Below are 17,209 nucleotides of genomic sequence, written 5' to 3' on the forward strand. Positions count from 1 at the left end.
GAACAGGAACAGGGACAGAATGAGCGTCGGCATCATCATGCTGGTTCATACGGCCTTTGGCCGCGCCGAACAGGTGGCGCGCCATTGGGCCGCGTCCGGCTGCCCGCTGGTGATCCATGTCGACAAGGCGGTCCCGCGCAAGACCTACAATGCCTTTGTGCAGGCGCTGTCGGACATGAGCGACGTGCGTTTTGCCCCGCGTCATCGCTGTGAATGGGGCACCTGGGGGCTGGTCGCGGCAACGCAGGGGGCCGCAGAGATCATGCTGCGCGATTTCAAGACGGTGCGGCATGTCTATCTTGCCTCTGGCTCGTGCCTGCCGTTGCGCCCGGTGCAGGAATTGATCGACTATCTGGGCAAGCGCCCGCACACCGATTTCATCGAGAGCGCCACGACAGCGGATGTGCCATGGACCATCGGCGGCCTGGATCAAGAGCGGTTCACGCTGCGCTTTCCATTCTCATGGCGCAAGAATCGTTATCTCTTTGACAAATACGTCGCGCTGCAACGTCTGATGCGCTTCAAGCGGCGCATCCCCAACGGCATCGTGCCGCATATGGGCAGCCAGTGGTGGTGCCTGACACGCCAGACGCTCTCGGCCATTCTGGAGGACCCCGACAGGCGGGTCTATGACCGCTATTTTTCCAAGGTTTGGATCCCCGACGAGAGCTATTTCCAGACCCTCGCGCGGCAATATTCCCGCCAGATCGAGAGCCGGTCGCTGACCCTGTCGAAATTCGACTATCAGGGCAAGCCGCATATTTTCTACGATGACCACCTGCAACTCTTGCGGCGGTCCGACTGTTTCGTCGCGCGCAAGATATGGCCCTTTGCCGATCGCCTCTACGAAGCATTCCTGACCGATCAGGCCAGCGCGATGAAGCGGACAGAGCCGAACCCCGGCAAGATCGACCGCATTTTCGCCAAGGCGGTGGAGCGGCGCACGCGCGGGCGCCCCGGCCTCTATATGCAGAGCCGGTTTCCCGTCGAAGGGCGCGAAAACGGGCTGACCTGCGCACCCTATTCGGTGTTCGAGGGGTTCAGCGATCTTTTCGAGAATTTCGAGCCGTGGCTGGCGCGGATGACCGGCATGCGGGTGCATGGCCATCTCTTTGCGCCGGAACGCGCCGAGTTCTCGGATGGGCAGACGGTGATGAACGGGGCGCTGTCGGACAGTGCCGCGCTGCGCGACTACAACCCGCGCGCCTTTCTGGCCAATCTGATCTGGAACACGCGCGGCGAGCGGCAATGTTTCCAGATGGGACCACGCGATGTGCTGACGGATATCGAGTGGGATATTGTCCGCGACCCCAACGCGCAGGTTTCGGTGATTTCGGGGGCTTGGGCGGTTCCGCTCTTCAAATCCAATGCCAATTTCTCTGACATCCGGCGCGAGGCGGCGCAATTGCAGCGGGTCGAAAGCAAGCATCTGGAGGTGCTGCGTTCGCAATGGATCAAGGCGCGGGTGCGAATCTGGACCATGGCGGAATTCATCGAGGCCCCGATGGAGCCGCTGCAATCTATCATCGACGAAATCGGCCAGCAGAACCTGCGCGGTTTGGCCGAGGTGCCGCGCATGTCGGACCTGACCGGCTTTGGCCAGTTCCTGCAAAATCTCAAGAATCAGGGCATGCACCCCTATCTGATGGGGGATTTCCCGGTCGAACAGGGGATGAACGAGCAGCCGGCAAATCCCCGCAAACCCTATCTTGTGCGATAAGGTCGAATGACAGGCAATTTTGATTATTTCGTGGTGTTCGCAGAGATGCGCACCGGGTCCAATTTTCTTGAAAGCAACCTCAACGCTTTTGACGGCATCGACTGTCACGGCGAGGCCTTCAATCCGCATTTCATCGGCTATCCCAACAAGACAGAGCTCTTGGGGTTGACCCAGGCTGAGCGGGATGAGGTGCCAGAGCGCTTGATCGGCGCGATCAAGGGGCAGTCGCCGGGCATTGGCGGGTTTCGCTATTTCCACGACCACGACCCGCGCATTCTGGATCTGATGCTCGACGATCCGCGCTGCGCCAAGATCATCCTGACGCGTAACCCCGTCGAGAGCTATGTGTCGTGGAAGATTGCGCAGGCCACGGGACAATGGAAGCTGACCAATGTCAAACGCCGACGCGACAGCAAGATCACGTTTGATCCGACCGAGTTCGAGCTGCATGTGGGCCGGTTGCAGGCGTTTCAGGTGTTGCTGCTGAACCGGCTACAGGCCGCGGGGCAGACGGCGTTTTACGTGGCCTACGAGGATCTGCAAAGCCTCGAGGTGATAAACGGTCTGGCGCGCTACCTGGGCTGCGAGACGCGGCTCGAGGCGCTTGACGCCTCGCTCAAGAAGCAGAACCCCGAACCACTGGAAAGCAAGGTCGAGAATTTCGCGGAAATGGAGCGGGCGCTGGCAGGGCTCGATCCGTTCAACCTGACGCGCACCCCGAATTTCGAACCGCGGCGCGGCGCGGCCGTGCCCGGATTCGTCAGCGCGGCACGCGCGCCCTTGCTCTATATGCCGGTGCGCTCCGGCCCCGAGGCAGAGGTTTGTGCGTGGCTCGCGGCGCTGGACAATGTGCCGGTCGAGACATTGCCCACCAAGCTCAATCAAAAGGCGCTGCGGCAATGGATGCGGCGCAAGCCGGGGCATCGGCGCTTTACCGTGCTCAGGCACCCGGTGGCGCGCGCACATGCCGCCTTTTGCGACAAGATCCTGATCAAGGGGCCGGGATGCTATCGCGACATTCGCCGCACGCTGCGCAATTTCCACAAGCTGCCAATCCCGCAAGGCGATTTGGACGCAAGCTATGACCGCGCCGCGCATCGAGAGGCGTTTGCCGCCTTTCTGCGGTTTCTCAAGGCAAATCTCGCGGGACAGACCGGCATCAGGGTGGATGCCCATTGGGCGACTCAGGCCGCCGTACTTGAGGGATTGGCGGACTTTGCCCCGCCCGACATGGTGGTGCGAGAGAATGAGATGGCGGGGTATCTGACCGCCTTGGCCCGGCAGCTCGGCTATTCCAAGGCTCCTGCCCCAGCCGACGCGCGCGACACCGCACCCTTTCCACTGGCCGAGATCTACGATGCCGAAATCGAGGCTTTGACGCGCGAAGCCTATTTGCGCGACTACATGACCTTTGGCTTCGGCGATTGGGCGTAAATGCGCCAAGCCTCACGCAAGGGTGACGCCGGTGCCCTGTGCAGGGGCCGGGGAATATGGGAAACTTGGTGCAGCAATCCTTTGATTGGAGCCTCCGATGCGCCTTGTTTCTGCTCTCGCGCTCTGCCTGTTCTTCGCCGGGCCGCTAGAGGCCGCCCAGCCCTGCGGTGATCCCGACACGCCGTGCGAGACAGCGACAGGCAGCTATCACATCGCCCTGCCCAAAGGACCCGGCCCGCATCCGGTGATGGTCTTTTTGCATGGGCATGGCGGGCGCGGCGGACCGATGGTCGAGGGTGCCACCGCACGGGATGCCACCGCGCGCGGCTATGCCTATATCGCGCCCAACGGGCTGATCCGTATGGGGCGCACACGCCCCAGCTGGAATTTCCACCCGGATTTTCCGGGACAGCGCGATGAGGCGGCGTTCCTGCAAGAGGTGATGCAGGATGCCGCCGCACGCTTTGATATCGACCCAAAGCGCAGTCTCCTGGCTGGGTTTTCGATCGGCGGATCTCTCACCAGCTATATCGCCTGCGCGACGCCGGACGCCTTCAGCGCCTATGCCCCGGTGTCCGGCAGCTTTTGGCGACCGCATCCGACTGGCTGCGCCGGGCCTGTGCGGCTTTTGCATACGCATGGCTGGCGCGACGAAGTGGTGCCGCTCGAGGGGCGCGTGATCCGTCAGGTCATGGGGCGTGATTTTGCCCAGGGTGACGTGTTTCATGCCATGAGCCTGTGGCGCGCCGCCAATGGCTGCGACAATTACCGCGCAGACAGGTTCGAGACGACAGGTGATTTCCTGCGCCGCAGCTGGACCCGCTGCACCCCCGGTTCCGCGCTCGAGTTCGCGCTGTTCGACGGGGGGCATGGCGTGCCGAAAGGCTGGTCCAGCATGGCGCTCGACTGGTTCGAGACGCTCAAGGGACCGGGCCAGTAGCGGTTACTCGGCGGCGATGGGCGGGCTCTCGGGATGGCGGAACATCATCCGGTGATTGCGGGCCAATTGCAGGATCGGTGGGGTATCGACCCTCTCGGGCGTGGCCATCAGGGACGCAAGGCCACGTCGTTGATCCAGCCGCAGGCCCGACACCATCGAGAGCGGCACGGCGGCAACCAAGCTGACCGCAATCGGCAAAAGCCAGAGCGACACCACCCCCGCCGCCATACCGAGCACCAGAAGCGCACCGCTGACGGTTTCGAGCGCATGAAACTTGAGCACGGTGCGCGGGCTGTAATCGCCGCCTTTGCGCGCCTGCGGCGACCAAGTGGGACGAATGCCGATCACGGTGCGCAGCACCGCAACCACCTGTTGCACCATCATGATCGGCGAGAAGAGGATGGACAGCAGCACTTCGACCAGCAGCGACATGGCAAACCGCGCCCGCCCGCCATAGCGCTGCATTTTCTGCTCGGTGAGGCCGAGCGACAGCGCGCCCAGCATCTTGGGCGCAAGCAGCATCCCATACATGAACAGCAGGATGAGCACGGAACTGACCCGGCTCATTTCCGGCCAGACCGGATAGAGCGGGTTTTCCATCGAGAAATAGGTGATGACGCTGTCCTGTCCGTTACCCAGGATCGCCCAGATGACCAAAAGACCGAACCAGGCGGGCGAGAGCAGATAGCTCATGGCGCCGTGGAAAAGGTGGAAGCGTGAGACCGGATGCAGGCCGCGCGTTCCCAGGAGGCTGAGGTGTTGAAGATTGCCGTGGCACCAGCGCCGGTCGCGCAACGCATAGTCGATCAGGGTTGCGGGCGGCTCTTCAAAGCTGCCGGAAATGGTCGGAAGGAACCGTACCGCCCAGCCGGCACGGCGCAAAAGCCCCGCCTCGACGAAATCATGACTGAGGATCAGACCGCCCTTGCCGCGCAGCGACGGCATGCGCGGCAGGCCCGCGCAATCCGCAAAGGCGCGGGTGCGCAGGATGGCGTTATGGCCCCAATAATTGCCTTCGGAGCCTGTCCAACCCGCCAGCCCCTGAGACAGAAGCATCCCGTAGACGGAGGCCGAGAATTGCTGCATCCGGCCAAAGAGCGTGTCAGACCCCACCACCAGCGGGGCCGACTGAATAAGCCCTGCGGTCGGATCAAGCGACATCTCGTCAGAGAGGGCGATGACCGCCTCGGGGCTCATCAGGCTATCGGCGTCGAGGACAAGCATCGCCTCATAGGCACCGCCCCAGTTTTCCAGCCATTGCGCGATGTTGCCCACCTTGCGTTCGGTGTTCTGCACCCGCCTGCGATACCAGACCGGGGCATCGGGCGGCATGGTGGCGCGCAGCGTGGCGTAGGCGCGCTGCTCGCTCAGGGCGATGTCACTGTCCTGCGTGTCGGACAGGATAAAGAGCTCGAACCGATGCGCACTGCGCGCCGCGCGCAAGGCGCTCATCATGGCGCTGGCATTGCCAAAGACTTCGGCAGTGTCCTCATTGTAGATCGGCACAAGCAGCGCCACGCGCAGCGGCGCGGGCGTGGCCCCCATACGGGTGCCTTTCTGTTTGAGATGAACGGCAAGGCCAAGCGTCGCCGTGCCCATCGCCAGAGCGATCCAAAAGAAGGTGGCGACCACAAAGGCCAGCAGCACCCATTCCAGCCACCAGATGCCATTGGTCGACAACCAATCTCCAAAGGCCCAGGCCAGGGCCCCCGTCGTGATGACGGCCGGCAGAAACGCCGCCAGACGCCGCCACTGGAACACGGCAGAAGGTTTCCAGACCGGCGCACTGGGGTCTCGATAGGCGTGACGCAGGCTCTGGACCGGATGGGCCAGAGGCGCAGGCGCGGGCATCAGCCCGGTGCCGGGAAAGGGGGTCAGACTGTCCATCGGTAAAGCCAGACTTCGGACACGGCCTGTCCTTGGTGATAGAGTTGCGCACGCATTTCCGACGCCTCGACATCGCCGGGATCAAAGGAAAACACCAGCCGTGGTCCGTCTGTTTCCGGATTGCGCTGAATTTGGGGGACGGACGTTTCAAAGGTGTTGGCCCTGACGTAAGCGACCAACTCCTCATAATCATCGGGCAAGGCGGGATGCGGGGCAAAGTCGATGACCACGACCTTGTGATCATTATGAGCAAAGCCCTTGCCAAGGCGGGTATTCAGCACCGGCGTCACCGGCTTGGTCGCCTCGATCTGGTCGGTCCAGGTCATGCGATAGCTGAACGCGTGTTCAGAGCCTTCCGCAAGAGGTGTGCGGGGTTTCCAATAGACCACGATATTGTCGTAGATTTCCTTGTCCGTCGGGATTTCGACCAACGTAACCGCACCCTGTCCCCAGTCTTCGCCGGGCGTGATCCAGAGGCTGGGACGCTCATGGTAATGCGCCTCGAGATCCTCGAAGTTGGAAAAAGCGCGCTCGCGCTGTGCCAGGCCGAAACCCTTGGGGTTATCATCGACGAAACTGGAAATCTGAATAAAGGTCGGGTTGGCCAAAGGCCGCCAGATCAACTCGCCATTGCCGTTGTGGATGCTGAGCCCGTCGCTGTCATGCACGGCGGGGCGGAAATCATCGAACCGGCCACGGTTGGTCTCGTCGAAATAGAACATCGAGGTCAGCGGCGCGATGCCGACATTCGCAAGCTCCGTGCGCGGCCAGAGGGTGCAGCGCACATCGACCTCTGTCGTGGTGCCACTGGGCCGCAGGGTGAAGTGATAGATGCCTGTGACAGAGGGGCTCTCGAGCAGGGCGTGAACCTTGTGCTCGGTGACCCCCGGTGCCGGCTTCTCGATCCAGAAGCGGGTGAAATCCGGAAACTCCTCGCCATCGGGCGAGGCGGTGTTGAGCGCCAAGCCGCGCGCCGAAAGCCCATAGGCCAGATCGCGCGCGATCACGCGGAAATAGCTTGCCCCCTGGAACACGGCGTATTCCTGAAAGAAGCCCGGCTTTTCGATCTCTGCCCGCAGGCGGATCCCGGAATAGCCCAAGGCGTCGTCCACGGGTAGCTCCGGCACGATCTCATGCAGGTCATAGAGTGAAAAATCGAACGGCAGTCTGCGCGCGACGCCATTCTCGACCATGTTGACCTCAACCGCATGCGGGAAATAAAGGCCCGGCGGGAACATGTCGAATTCAAGCGTGGTGTCAGTGCCCGCCCAGATCGCCTTGTCGGTATCGTAGCGAATACCGCGATACTGATCATAGGTCAGTTCCCGCCATGCGTCGGGCACGAATGGGCGCTCTGCATAGGGATTGGCCGCGATCTGGCGGGCCAACTCGTGCAGCATTGCTTCGGAAAAGGTCACGCCACCCTCGGCCCGGGCCATTCCGGGCCAAAGCGCAAGTGCCGCGATGGATTTCAGAACATCTCGGCGGATCATTTCGCGACCCGCCATGGATGAGATTTAAACCAGGCCGCGATGTAAGCCACCGCGATCAATGCCCCGAACCCGATGAAATTCGCGAGCGTTATGTTCCAGGTAGTGCGTCCGATCTGGTCCATGACAAAGCCCGAAAAGCGGGCGAACACCATGGAGAAGACGAAGACCGCCAGCGATTGCTGCCCGACCTTCAGAATCATTTTGAGCAGAACTCCCCACACATATGAGATGACGCCAGTGCCAGTGGCGCGCAGGCGCATACCACCTTCTCCGGCCGCTGCCCAGCACAGATATGCAAGTGCCAGAAAATGTACATAGCGCAGGATTCCGAAATCGGATTTGTTGAACAGCCCGTTGTTTGCGCCGCGCCAGTCGCGGGCCCAATCAAAGCCGAATTCGCGCACGCCGATGTTGGAAAGCGGGATATTCGCGATGACAAGCGCTGCCGCGATGCCGATCAACACGCGGTTTACCGGCGGTTTGGGCAGCCAGCCGCGCATGAAGGCAAAGCCGGTGAAAAAGATCAACTGCCAGCCGAACGGGTTGAAGAACCATTCGCGATTCGACCAAGGCTCTGCCGGAAAGGCCAGATGCCATTGGCCGAGGCCCAGTGAGTCGAGAAGAAACTCCTGCGCCATGAGCCAGGTCAGACCCATCGCCGCCGCCACGGCCCATAGGCTGATGCGACTGAGCGCCACGATGACCGGCATCATCACGAGGATGACCATATACATCGGCAGAATGTCGAAATAGTTGGGGACATAGGTAAGCGTGAACAGACCCAGAAGCTGCGGGCCGGGATCGGCAAAGAACCTCTGGAGGTTCAGGCCATTGACATAGCTTTTGTCAAAACCGCCGAGGATGTCGAAAGCTGCAAGCATCGTCGCGATGACGAAGAACATCCCGATATGCGCCCAATAAACCTGCCAGACGCGGTAACCCACACGCCCGGTGCCCAGCGCCCAGCCCGCGCGGTCAAAGGTTCGACCAAAGGCAATGGCAGAGGCCATGCCAGAGCAGAACACAAAGATCTCGGTGGCATCCGAAAAACCCCAACGCGCCGGAATCCAGCTTGTGAAGAAATTGCGCGGGGTGTGGGCACACAGGATGATGAACATCGCAAGCCCGCGAAAGAAATCCAGCCGGATGTCGCGCGTGCTGGCGACCGGCTTGACGGCTGCATGGGTGGTTTGGCCATGCGTCATGGACGGATCTGCAACACTCGTCATAACGGTGCCGACTCCTCTTCGTATATCTGTCGAGACCTATTCCGCCGGCAAACGGTCCGCGTCGTCCCAGTCAACGCGCGAGCGCGAGATAAGTTCCAGACGGGTATTGGCATAGGAATCAAGACGGCCCGCGCGCTGCGTGGCGCGCTCTTGCAAGATATTTTCCGCCTCGTCGAGAAAACCGGCGCGAATGGCAGCGTCGATGGTCAGGCGTTCGAATACATCGCGTTGCGCGTGACTTCCCCCCGCAAGCTGCATCGAGCGGCGCGCGCGGCCAAGGTTGAGAAAGGCAGTCTTGTAATCGCCTTCACCAAAGGCCTCGAGCCCAGTGGCCGCCGACAGACCGGGATTGGCCATACGCGCCATCAGTTCGCCCGCATTGGTCTGTTTTGCGTCGCGGTGCATCCGCGCCAACATCCCCTTGACGGCCATGTCGCGGTTGTCACCAACAAGCGCCAGCAAATAATGCAGGTCGGCAAAGATCAGGCAGGCATCCTCGCTACGCCGCTCGGAAATCTCGGCCAATTCTTCCCAGCGGTTGCCGACGTCATGCCCTTCAAGTTCGAGCCGCATCAAGAGAGAGGTGCCGTTGGAAATGTCGCGGAAATCGTCGGTCTTGTCGCGGCGAATCTCTGTGTCGTAGAGGTCGAAAACCGCGTCAATCTCGCCTTGGTCGAGATGCATCAGCGCCTTGTGCCACCAGACGTGATAGCGAAAATTGTTGCAATGCGCCCAGGCATGCTCGCGCCCCTCGAGCCAGTTGAGCCCGGCGCGCGCATTGGCGGTCATGTCGAACACATGCGCAACCGCATGCAGACCCCAGGCATCATCGGGCGAGAGACTGAGGCCAAGACGACCAGCGGTTTCCGCGCGCGCATAATCGCCGGTTTCTTCGAGCGAGAAGGCATGACAGCCAAAGAGATAACCGCGCGCCGGATTCTTGGCATCATATGCGGGCAAGAGCGCCTCGATCGACGCCCGCATGCCCTTGCCATCACCAAGGATGAAACGGGTGGCATGGCTGATCTTCATGGCCAGCGCATCCTCGGGCCAGCGCGTGAGGATCGCCTCCATCTCGCGCACGGTGTCGGAGGGACGCCCCTCGAGCCATGCGCCAAGCGCGCGGACATAGCCCGCCTCACGCGCATTGGGGGTGCTGCGCAGGCTGGCATCTGTCGCGCTGCGATAGGCGTCCTGCGCGGTCTCGTTCAATTCGCGCCGCCCCAGCATGAGGAAAAACAGCCCCTTTGTGGCGTGCGCCATGGCAAAATCCGGCTCTTGGCTGAGGACGGCACCCAGATATTCCGGGGTCTTGGCGGCATGGGCGAGAAAGGCCAATACCATCTTGTCCCACGCCTCGACAGCGGTGGGGGATGATATGGTCAACTCGTACCCAAATTGATCTGAAAGCATGACCCGATATCCTTTTGTAGCTCTTACCACAGCTATTTCGGCAAAATATGAAAGCGGCAACACATCCACCTCCCACCTCACCAAGTCGTTATCGCCAGCTTAACGATTGTGACCACCAAGTGGCAGGGCAATAGACGTAATGCACCGGAAAATAGGCGCAATTTCGCTTAGGTGAGGATCACGGTCGGCCGCCCCGCCTCAAAATCATTCAGCGATGGCTGTTTCGGCGACGGTTTTGAAAACATCATCCAGTTCAGACGCAAGCGCCCGGAGGTCATCGCCGCCCTCGTCGAAATAGGGTGTAAAAACCGCAGTCGGCGTCTTGTAGCTGAGGGTTGCGGTGCCGTCGGAATCTTCGGTCACATATAGACGGATCGGGGCCTCGATTCCCGCGGCAATGCTGGCGGCCAGCATCCGGCGCGCATAGTCGTTGCGATAAAGGCCAAAGATACGGTTGCCCGGGATGGTGATCCCCTGCCCGCGCGCGCCATCCGAGGCGCTCGCCTGTGTGACAATCGCGATGGGCGCAGTCTTGACCGCTTCGCGCACGGCCTCGACCAATGCGTCAAAGCCTTTGTCGGTGTCGTGGATCACCCAGCCTTCACGCGGTTCCAGCGCCTGCGCGGCATGGGACAGAAACAGAAAAACGCCTAGACTTGCGATAAAACGGTGCATGAAATGGCCCTCCGGCTGCACCCGGAGGGGTAAGGCATCGCCCGAGTCGCGGCAAATCACGTGGCCGCGAGGTGAGGTTACAGGTCGCGCCTCAGTGGTGCGAGCACCGCCTCGGTATCCGCCCCGGTCGCAGGCGGAGCAGAGCGATAACTGACCGGCGTGCGCGAAAACTTCAGCGGATTGCCGATGAGACGCACCGTGCCCTTGGCGGTATCCGGCGCAGGCATGGTGATGGTCATGCCGCGCGCCTGCGCCTGCTCGGTTTCCAGCGCCTGCCCAATCGTGTTGACCGGCCCCACAGGCACCTTGCGCACCTCGAGACCGTCGATGACATGCGCGGTGGTGCGCGCGGCCAACACCTCGGCGATCATCGGCACAAGAGTATCGCGATGCGCAAGCCGCGCGGTATTCGTGGCATAGGCCGGATCGGTGGCCCAATCGGGACGGCCCAGATAATCGCAAAAGCGGGCATATTGGCTGTCATTGCCCACGGCCACGATCACATGGCCATCAAGGGTCGCAAAGACCTGATAGGGCACGATATTGGGATGGGCATTGCCCGCGCGCGTGGGCGAGACTCCGGAGGTGAGATAATTCAGCCCTTGATTGACCAGCCACGCCATCGTGGCATCAACCAGGGCGATGTCGATATGCTGGCCCTCGCCGGTGACGTCACGGTGACGCAGCGCCGCCAGAATCCCGGTCGCCGCATAGAGGCCGCAGACCACATCTGCCACGCCCACGCCCACCTTCATCGGCTCTCCCCCGGCCTCGCCGGTGATCGACATGATGCCGCCATAGCCTTGCGCCATGAGGTCATAACCCGGCTTGTCACGGTTCGGGCCGGTCTGGCCGAAACCGGAAATCGAGCAATAGACAAGGCCGGGATAGGCGGCGCAGAGCGTTTCGTGATCAAGACCGTATTTGCGCAAGCCGCCGGGTTTGAAATTCTCGATCACCACATCGGCGCGGCCAGCGAGGTCATGCAGCAGGCGCTGCACCTCGGGGTCGGTCAGGTCCACCGCCACGGATTTCTTGTTGCGGTTGGACGACATGAAATAGGCCGATAGATCGGTGGGATTGCCCTCGGCATCCAGCGCAAAGGGCGGCCCCCACCGGCGGGTATCGTCGCCTTCTAGGCTCTCGATCTTGATCACCTCTGCCCCGAGGTCGCCCAGGAGCTGCGTACAGGTGGGACCCGCCAAGATACGGCTGAGGTCGAGGATAACGAGACCATCGAGCGGGCCGGGCATGGGCATCTCCTCAGATACGGTTGTCGTAGGAGCCGCGATCTATCTCGGCGGCGATGACGGTAAAGGTGTCGGCCTCTTGTGCGGCCTGCAACGCGGCGCGCAATTCGGCGCGGTTGGTCACGCGCACGCCATGCCCGCCAAAGGCGCGCCCGATGGCGGCAAAATCGTGATGGCCGAAATCGACCGCCAGATTGACCATCTGCCGCTCGCGCTGCTTCTTTTCGATAAGCGCGAGGCTGGCATCGACAAACACGATGAATATCACCGGAAGTTTGAGTTCGGCCACGGTCGAGAGTTCGCCGGCGACCATAAGGAACCCGGCATCCCCCGAAAAGCTGACCACCGTCGCCTCGGGCGATGCCAGCTTGGCCCCCATCGCCAACGGCACGGCACAGCCCATCGTGCACAGCGCGGTGGATTGCAGCAAGGCGCGCGGGATGTGGCTTGTCCACATCTGCGACAGCAGGATGCGATGCGCACCGCTATCGACGGTGGCGATGGTATCCTCGGGCAGCACTGCCCGCGCCTCGGCGATGACCCCGGCGGCACCCCAGTCGTCCTCGGTCGGAAAGGCACGCGCCAGCGCCGCACGCGCCGCCGTCACCTCGCCCCCGGCCCAAGTGGCGCGAGGGGGGACACCCTGGGCAATGGCCGCGAGTGAGGGCGCGCAGGCGCCCACGATATTCATCGTCGCTTGATGCATATACTGGTCGTTCGGCACGGCGGCGATGTCGATCACCCTGACCTCTGCCGGGTCCCAGATCTCGCGCCAGCCAGGGCGCATTTCAATGGGGTCATAGCCCACGCAGAGGATCAGATCGGCCGCTTGCACCAGCGGCACGAGGATGCCGTCCGCCAAAGGCGACAGACCCGCGCCGCCCAGACAGAGCGGGTGGGTTTCGGGGATGATCCCCTTGGCCTTGTACGTGGTGACGACGGGGATGTTCAGGCGCTCGGCAGTCTCGAGGATTGTGGCGCTCGCCCCTTCGTTGACCGCATCAAGACCCACGATCATCACCGGGCGCTCGGCCGCCGCCAGCCAGTCGCGGGCCGCTTGCGGCGCAGCGGGCTGCATCGGCACGGCATCGGGGCGTCGGCGCAGGCGGGGCGGGGTCACGCGCATATCCGCCACGGAAATCGGCACGTCGATATGCACGGGGCCGGGACGGCCCTCGGTTGCGATGCCGATGGCCTTGTCGGCGATAATGTCGGCCCCTTGGGCGGTCAGGCGGAATGTGGCCTTGGTGATCGGGGCCAATACCGCCTGATGATCCAGAATCTGGTGGGTATAGGTCAGCGCCTCATCGGCATCGACACAGCCGGAGAGAACGATCAACGGCACACGGTCCTGATGGGCATTGGCAATGGCGTTCACGCCATTCAACACCCCCGGCCCCAAAGTGGCAATCAGGATGCCGGGCGCGCCGGTGCGGTGCCAGACCCCCTCGGCCATGAAGGCCGCGGCATTCTCATGGCGCGCCAACGTCACCTCGATTCCGGCTTTCGCCAGCGCATCCATCACGGTCAGGACCTCACCACCGGGCATGCCAAACGCATGACGGCACCCCGCCTCGTAAAGACGCCGTGCAAGATAGTCGGCGGCGCGGTTCTGCGTTTGTTGGGTATCGCTCACGGGGCGGGCTCCTCTGTCGTTCTGCCGACTTTGTGGCCGAGCGTCAGGGCAACCGCAAGCCCGCTTCGCGGCACAAAGACCGGGGCGGCACTGGTTTTCCGCCCTGTCCAAGCCTAAATCCGGGTTGAGGGGCCGCACAAAAGCGCCTAATCACAAGGCAATTCACTTAGGTTCACCGGTCTGCCTCGCACCGGCCACAAGGATTTCCAATGGCAAACCACCTCTATCAGAACGACCTGCCCGACGGGCTGGATCTGGGTCCTGTCGTAGCGATCGACTGCGAAACCATGGGGCTGCACCCGCACCGCGACCGGCTCTGTGTCGTGCAGCTTTCGGGCGGGGATGGGCATGCGCATCTGGTGCAGGTGGCCAAGGGGCAGACGCGCGCGCCCAATCTGGCCAGGTTGCTGGAAAATCCCGACGTGCTCAAACTCTTTCACTTTGGCCGGTTCGATATTGCCGCGATGCACAACGCCTTCGGCGCGTTGGCGGCCCCGGTCTATTGCACCAAGATCGCGTCAAAGCTGATCCGCACCTACACGGACCGTCATGGCCTCAAGTATCTGTTGCAAGAGTTGCTGGGCGTCGACATCTCCAAGCAGCAGCAAAGCTCGGATTGGGGCGCCGAGAGCCTCAGCGCCGCGCAGCTCGACTATGCCGCGTCCGACGTGCTCTACTTGCACCGCTTGCGCGAAGAATTGAACGCGCGGCTGATCCGCGAGGGTCGGATGGACCTGGCGCAGGCCTGTTTCGATTTTCTGCCGCAGCGGGCGCTGCTCGATCTGGCGGGCTGGCCCGAGATCGACATTTTCGCACATTGACGGATGGCCCGCGCGAAGAACACCTACTCACGGATCGTGGCCTGGATCAAGATCATCCTGCCACTCAGCGCGCTTGGGCTGCTCTCGACGCTGTTCCTCTTCTCGCGCACGGTAGACCCCACGCTCTCTGTGCCCTCGTCGCAGATCGACCTCGAGCAGCGCGCGCAGGATCTGGGCGCGACCAACCCGCGCTTTGCCGGGGTCACACGAGAGGGCGACGAGATCCGTTTCGCCGCTGAATTCGCGCGCCCGGATCGGGACACGCCCGAGCATCTGATCGCGGACGGGGTGACGGCGCAGATACGGTTGAGCGCCGGAACCGTGATCGACATAACATCGGGTCAGGCGCAGATGCAGCAGGGGCAAATGACCGCGAGCCTGATGGGAGAGGTGCAGATCACCACCTCGACCGGCTATGTCATCGACACCGAGCGCCTGAATTCCCGATTGGACGAGGTCTATGCCGAAACGCCGGGACAGGTCACGGCGACCGGCCCCCTTGGCGCGCTGACCGCCGGACAGATGCTGCTGCATAACAATGCCGAGAGCGGTGAGCCGGAATTGCTTTTCACCGAGGGTGTCAAGCTGATATACCAGCCAGGGGAAGCGGGGGAATGAGACCGGTGCCAAGAGTTTCCAGAATGATCGCGGCCATCGCATTGGCCGTTTTGCCTGTGGGCGCGTGGGCACAGGCCGGGCAGGTCGCATTTGGCAAGACCCAGGCGGACCGCAACCTGCCGGTCGAAGTCACCTCGGACAACCTCAGCGTCAATCAGGCCGACAATACCGCCACGTTCACCGGCAATGTGGTGATCGGTCAAGGCGAGATGCGGCTGGCGGCCCCTCGGGTGCTTGTGGTCTACCTTCCCGACCGCAGCGGAATCGAGAGCCTGGAGGCCACAGGCGGCGTGACACTGGTCAGCGGCGAGGATGCCGCCGAGGCCGAGCGCGCCGATTACAACATCTCAACCGGCATGATCGAATTGCGCGGCAATGTGCTCTTGGTGCAGGGGACGAATGCCATCACCGGCGAAACCGTGCTGGTCGACACCGCAGGGGGCACGGCGCAGGTCAGCGGCCGGGTCAAGACCATCCTGCAACCGGGGACCACACCATGAGCCGCCCGGCGTTGACACTGGCGCATGAGAGCACCGGTCTGGTGGTCGAGAACCTGCGCAAGAGCTATCGCAAGCGTCTGGTCATTCGCGATGTCACGCTCTCCCTGCGCCAAGGCGAGGTCGTGGCACTCCTGGGGCCGAACGGATCGGGCAAGACCACGACATTCTACGCCATCGCCGGGCTGATCTATCCAGAGGGCGGGCACATCCGGATCGACGGGCGCGACGTGACCGGACTGCCGATGTATCGCCGGGCCAAGCTCGGGATCGGGTATCTGCCGCAGGAAATGTCGATTTTCCGTGGCCTTTCGGTCGAAGATAACATTCTGGCGATCCTCGATATTGCAGAAAAGGACCGGCACAAGCGGCGCGAGCGCCTCGAAGAACTGCTGTCGGATTTCTCGATCGAGCATCTCCGACGCGCGCCCGCTCTTGCTCTCTCGGGGGGGGAACGGCGGCGGGTCGAAATCGCCCGCTGTCTGGCCGCCAATCCGCGTTACCTCTTGCTGGACGAACCCTTTGCCGGGGTCGATCCGATTTCGGTGGGCGACATCCGGCATCTGGTGGCCGACCTCAAGAAACGGGGCATCGGCGTGCTGATCACCGATCACAATGTGCGCGAAACGCTCGAAATCGTTGACCGCGCGTATATCCTGCACGACGGCAAAGTGCTCATGTCCGGCAGCCCGCGCGATGTGGTGGAAAACGAGAATGTGCGCCGCGTCTATCTGGGCGACAGCTTTCGCATTTCCTGACTGCGACATCGGCGGCAAATCCATGCCCCTACCCTTCAAATCAGATTGACAAGATGCGCGTAAAGCGCGTCAATTGAAGTATGACATGTGTTGATCTCGTGCTGTTCCCTGAATGGCCCCCGCGACAAGGGCCTGTCTTGGAACACTTTCACCACCTGTCAGTTTTCAGCATCCGGGATTAACCAGACCCGCGGCGCTTGCGCCGCGCATGGCCCCGGCTTGTCAATCGAAGGAGATGAGATGCGGTATCAAATTAGTGGAAAGCAGATCGACATTGGCGAGGCCCTGCAAACGCATGTGAAAGAGGAACTGGGCACGGCCGTTGCAAAATACGCCGAACGTCCGACCGATGCGATGGTCGTCTTTTCCAAGAGCGCCAGCGAATTTGTCTGTGAAACCATCGTGCATCTTTCTACGGGCCTGACGGCGCAGGCCAGCGCCAAGGCGCACGAAATCTACGCCGCCTTCGATGCCTGCTGCGAGAAGATGGAGAAGCAACTCCGCCGCTACAAACGGCGGCTCAAGGACCATCACCGCGAGCGGTCGGAACCGGTTGAACTCTTTGGAGCGTCCACTTATATCCTCGCCGCAGATAGCGCGGAAACGGAATCAGAGCCCGACAGCCTGCAACCGATCATCGTCGCCGAGATGGAGACCAAGATTCCATCGCTCTCGGTTGGTGAGGCGGTCATGCAAATGGAGCTGGCGGGTGCACCTGTCCTGGTTTTCCGCAAACAAGGCAAGGATACGGTCAATGTCGTGTATCGCCGTGAAGACGGCAACATCGGCTGGATTGACCCATAACGAGAGGGTGGCAGGCGGTGACACGCTTGTCTGA

Annotated in this window: 15 protein-coding genes; 8 read left to right on the forward strand and 7 right to left on the reverse strand. The window is 62.1% G+C overall.

Going from position 1 to position 17,209, the window contains the following annotated elements; all coding sequences use genetic code 11:
* Positions 1–19: 19 nt before the first annotated feature.
* From MVC20_RS16685 to MVC20_RS16695, 3 genes are all read left to right on the forward strand, one after another.
* Positions 20–1,720, forward strand: a complete 1,701-nt coding sequence (locus tag MVC20_RS16685; protein WP_297543436.1) for a beta-1,6-N-acetylglucosaminyltransferase — start codon at positions 20–22, stop codon at positions 1,718–1,720.
* 6 nt (positions 1,721–1,726) lie between these two features.
* Positions 1,727–3,154 carry a sulfotransferase family 2 domain-containing protein gene (locus MVC20_RS16690; RefSeq protein WP_297543438.1) on the forward strand — a complete coding sequence of 476 codons (1,428 nt, stop codon included), beginning with the start codon at positions 1,727–1,729 and terminating at the stop codon, positions 3,152–3,154.
* 97 nt (positions 3,155–3,251) lie between these two features.
* Complete coding sequence (locus tag MVC20_RS16695) at positions 3,252–4,094, forward strand: PHB depolymerase family esterase (RefSeq protein ID WP_297543440.1); 843 nt, start codon at positions 3,252–3,254, stop codon at positions 4,092–4,094.
* A gap of 3 nt (positions 4,095–4,097) precedes the next feature.
* On the opposite strand, the gene mdoH is transcribed toward MVC20_RS16695, so the two are convergent.
* From mdoH to MVC20_RS16730, 7 genes are all read right to left on the reverse strand, one after another.
* Positions 4,098–5,981: a glucans biosynthesis glucosyltransferase MdoH gene (gene mdoH, locus MVC20_RS16700; RefSeq protein ID WP_297543442.1), complete on the reverse strand. Its 1,884-nt coding sequence runs from the start codon at positions 5,979–5,981 to the stop codon at positions 4,098–4,100.
* Positions 5,969–7,474 (reverse strand): glucan biosynthesis protein G, encoded by a 1,506-nt coding sequence (locus MVC20_RS16705; protein ID WP_297543444.1) that lies wholly within the window; start codon positions 7,472–7,474, stop codon positions 5,969–5,971. Before MVC20_RS16705 ends, mdoH begins: the two co-directional genes overlap by 13 nt.
* On the reverse strand, positions 7,471–8,679 hold the full coding sequence (locus tag MVC20_RS16710; protein WP_297544225.1) for an OpgC domain-containing protein: 1,209 nt from the start codon (positions 8,677–8,679) through the stop codon (positions 7,471–7,473). The genes MVC20_RS16705 and MVC20_RS16710 overlap by 4 nt, the downstream gene beginning before the upstream one ends.
* 60 nt (positions 8,680–8,739) lie before the next feature.
* Positions 8,740–10,116, reverse strand: a complete 1,377-nt coding sequence (locus MVC20_RS16715) for a tetratricopeptide repeat protein (protein ID WP_297543446.1) — start codon at positions 10,114–10,116, stop codon at positions 8,740–8,742.
* 204 nt (positions 10,117–10,320) lie between these two features.
* Positions 10,321–10,791, reverse strand: a complete 471-nt coding sequence (locus MVC20_RS16720) for a DUF302 domain-containing protein (protein WP_297543448.1) — start codon at positions 10,789–10,791, stop codon at positions 10,321–10,323.
* A gap of 77 nt (positions 10,792–10,868) precedes the next feature.
* Entirely contained in the window at positions 10,869–12,044 is a 1,176-nt protein-coding gene (locus MVC20_RS16725) for a CoA transferase (RefSeq protein WP_297543450.1), read from the reverse strand.
* 10 nt (positions 12,045–12,054) lie between these two features.
* Positions 12,055–13,677, reverse strand: a complete 1,623-nt coding sequence (locus MVC20_RS16730) for a thiamine pyrophosphate-binding protein (RefSeq protein WP_297543452.1) — start codon at positions 13,675–13,677, stop codon at positions 12,055–12,057.
* 209 nt (positions 13,678–13,886) lie between these two features.
* Between MVC20_RS16730 and MVC20_RS16735 the strand changes: the two genes are divergently transcribed.
* From MVC20_RS16735 to raiA, 5 genes are all read left to right on the forward strand, one after another.
* Positions 13,887–14,498, forward strand: a complete 612-nt coding sequence (locus MVC20_RS16735) for a ribonuclease D (RefSeq protein ID WP_297543454.1) — start codon at positions 13,887–13,889, stop codon at positions 14,496–14,498.
* Positions 14,499–14,501: 3 nt separating this feature from the next.
* Positions 14,502–15,116, forward strand: coding sequence for an LPS export ABC transporter periplasmic protein LptC (gene lptC / locus MVC20_RS16740; RefSeq protein ID WP_297543456.1), 615 nt, complete (start codon positions 14,502–14,504; stop codon positions 15,114–15,116).
* Positions 15,117–15,139: 23 nt separating this feature from the next.
* Positions 15,140–15,616 carry a lipopolysaccharide transport periplasmic protein LptA gene (gene lptA / locus MVC20_RS16745; RefSeq protein ID WP_297543458.1) on the forward strand — a complete coding sequence of 159 codons (477 nt, stop codon included), beginning with the start codon at positions 15,140–15,142 and terminating at the stop codon, positions 15,614–15,616.
* The gene (gene lptB / locus MVC20_RS16750) at positions 15,613–16,371 is read left to right on the forward strand and encodes an LPS export ABC transporter ATP-binding protein (protein WP_037275844.1); all 759 of its coding nucleotides are present in this window, start codon (positions 15,613–15,615) and stop codon (positions 16,369–16,371) included. Before lptA ends, lptB begins: the two co-directional genes overlap by 4 nt.
* A 240-nt stretch (positions 16,372–16,611) precedes the next feature.
* On the forward strand, positions 16,612–17,175 hold the full coding sequence (raiA, locus tag MVC20_RS16755) for a ribosome-associated translation inhibitor RaiA (protein ID WP_297544227.1): 564 nt from the start codon (positions 16,612–16,614) through the stop codon (positions 17,173–17,175).
* The last annotated feature ends 34 nt before the right edge of the window (positions 17,176–17,209 follow it).

Source organism: Roseovarius sp. (assembly GCF_027019125.1).
In the GTDB taxonomy this organism is placed as follows: Bacteria; Pseudomonadota; Alphaproteobacteria; order Rhodobacterales; family Rhodobacteraceae; genus Roseovarius.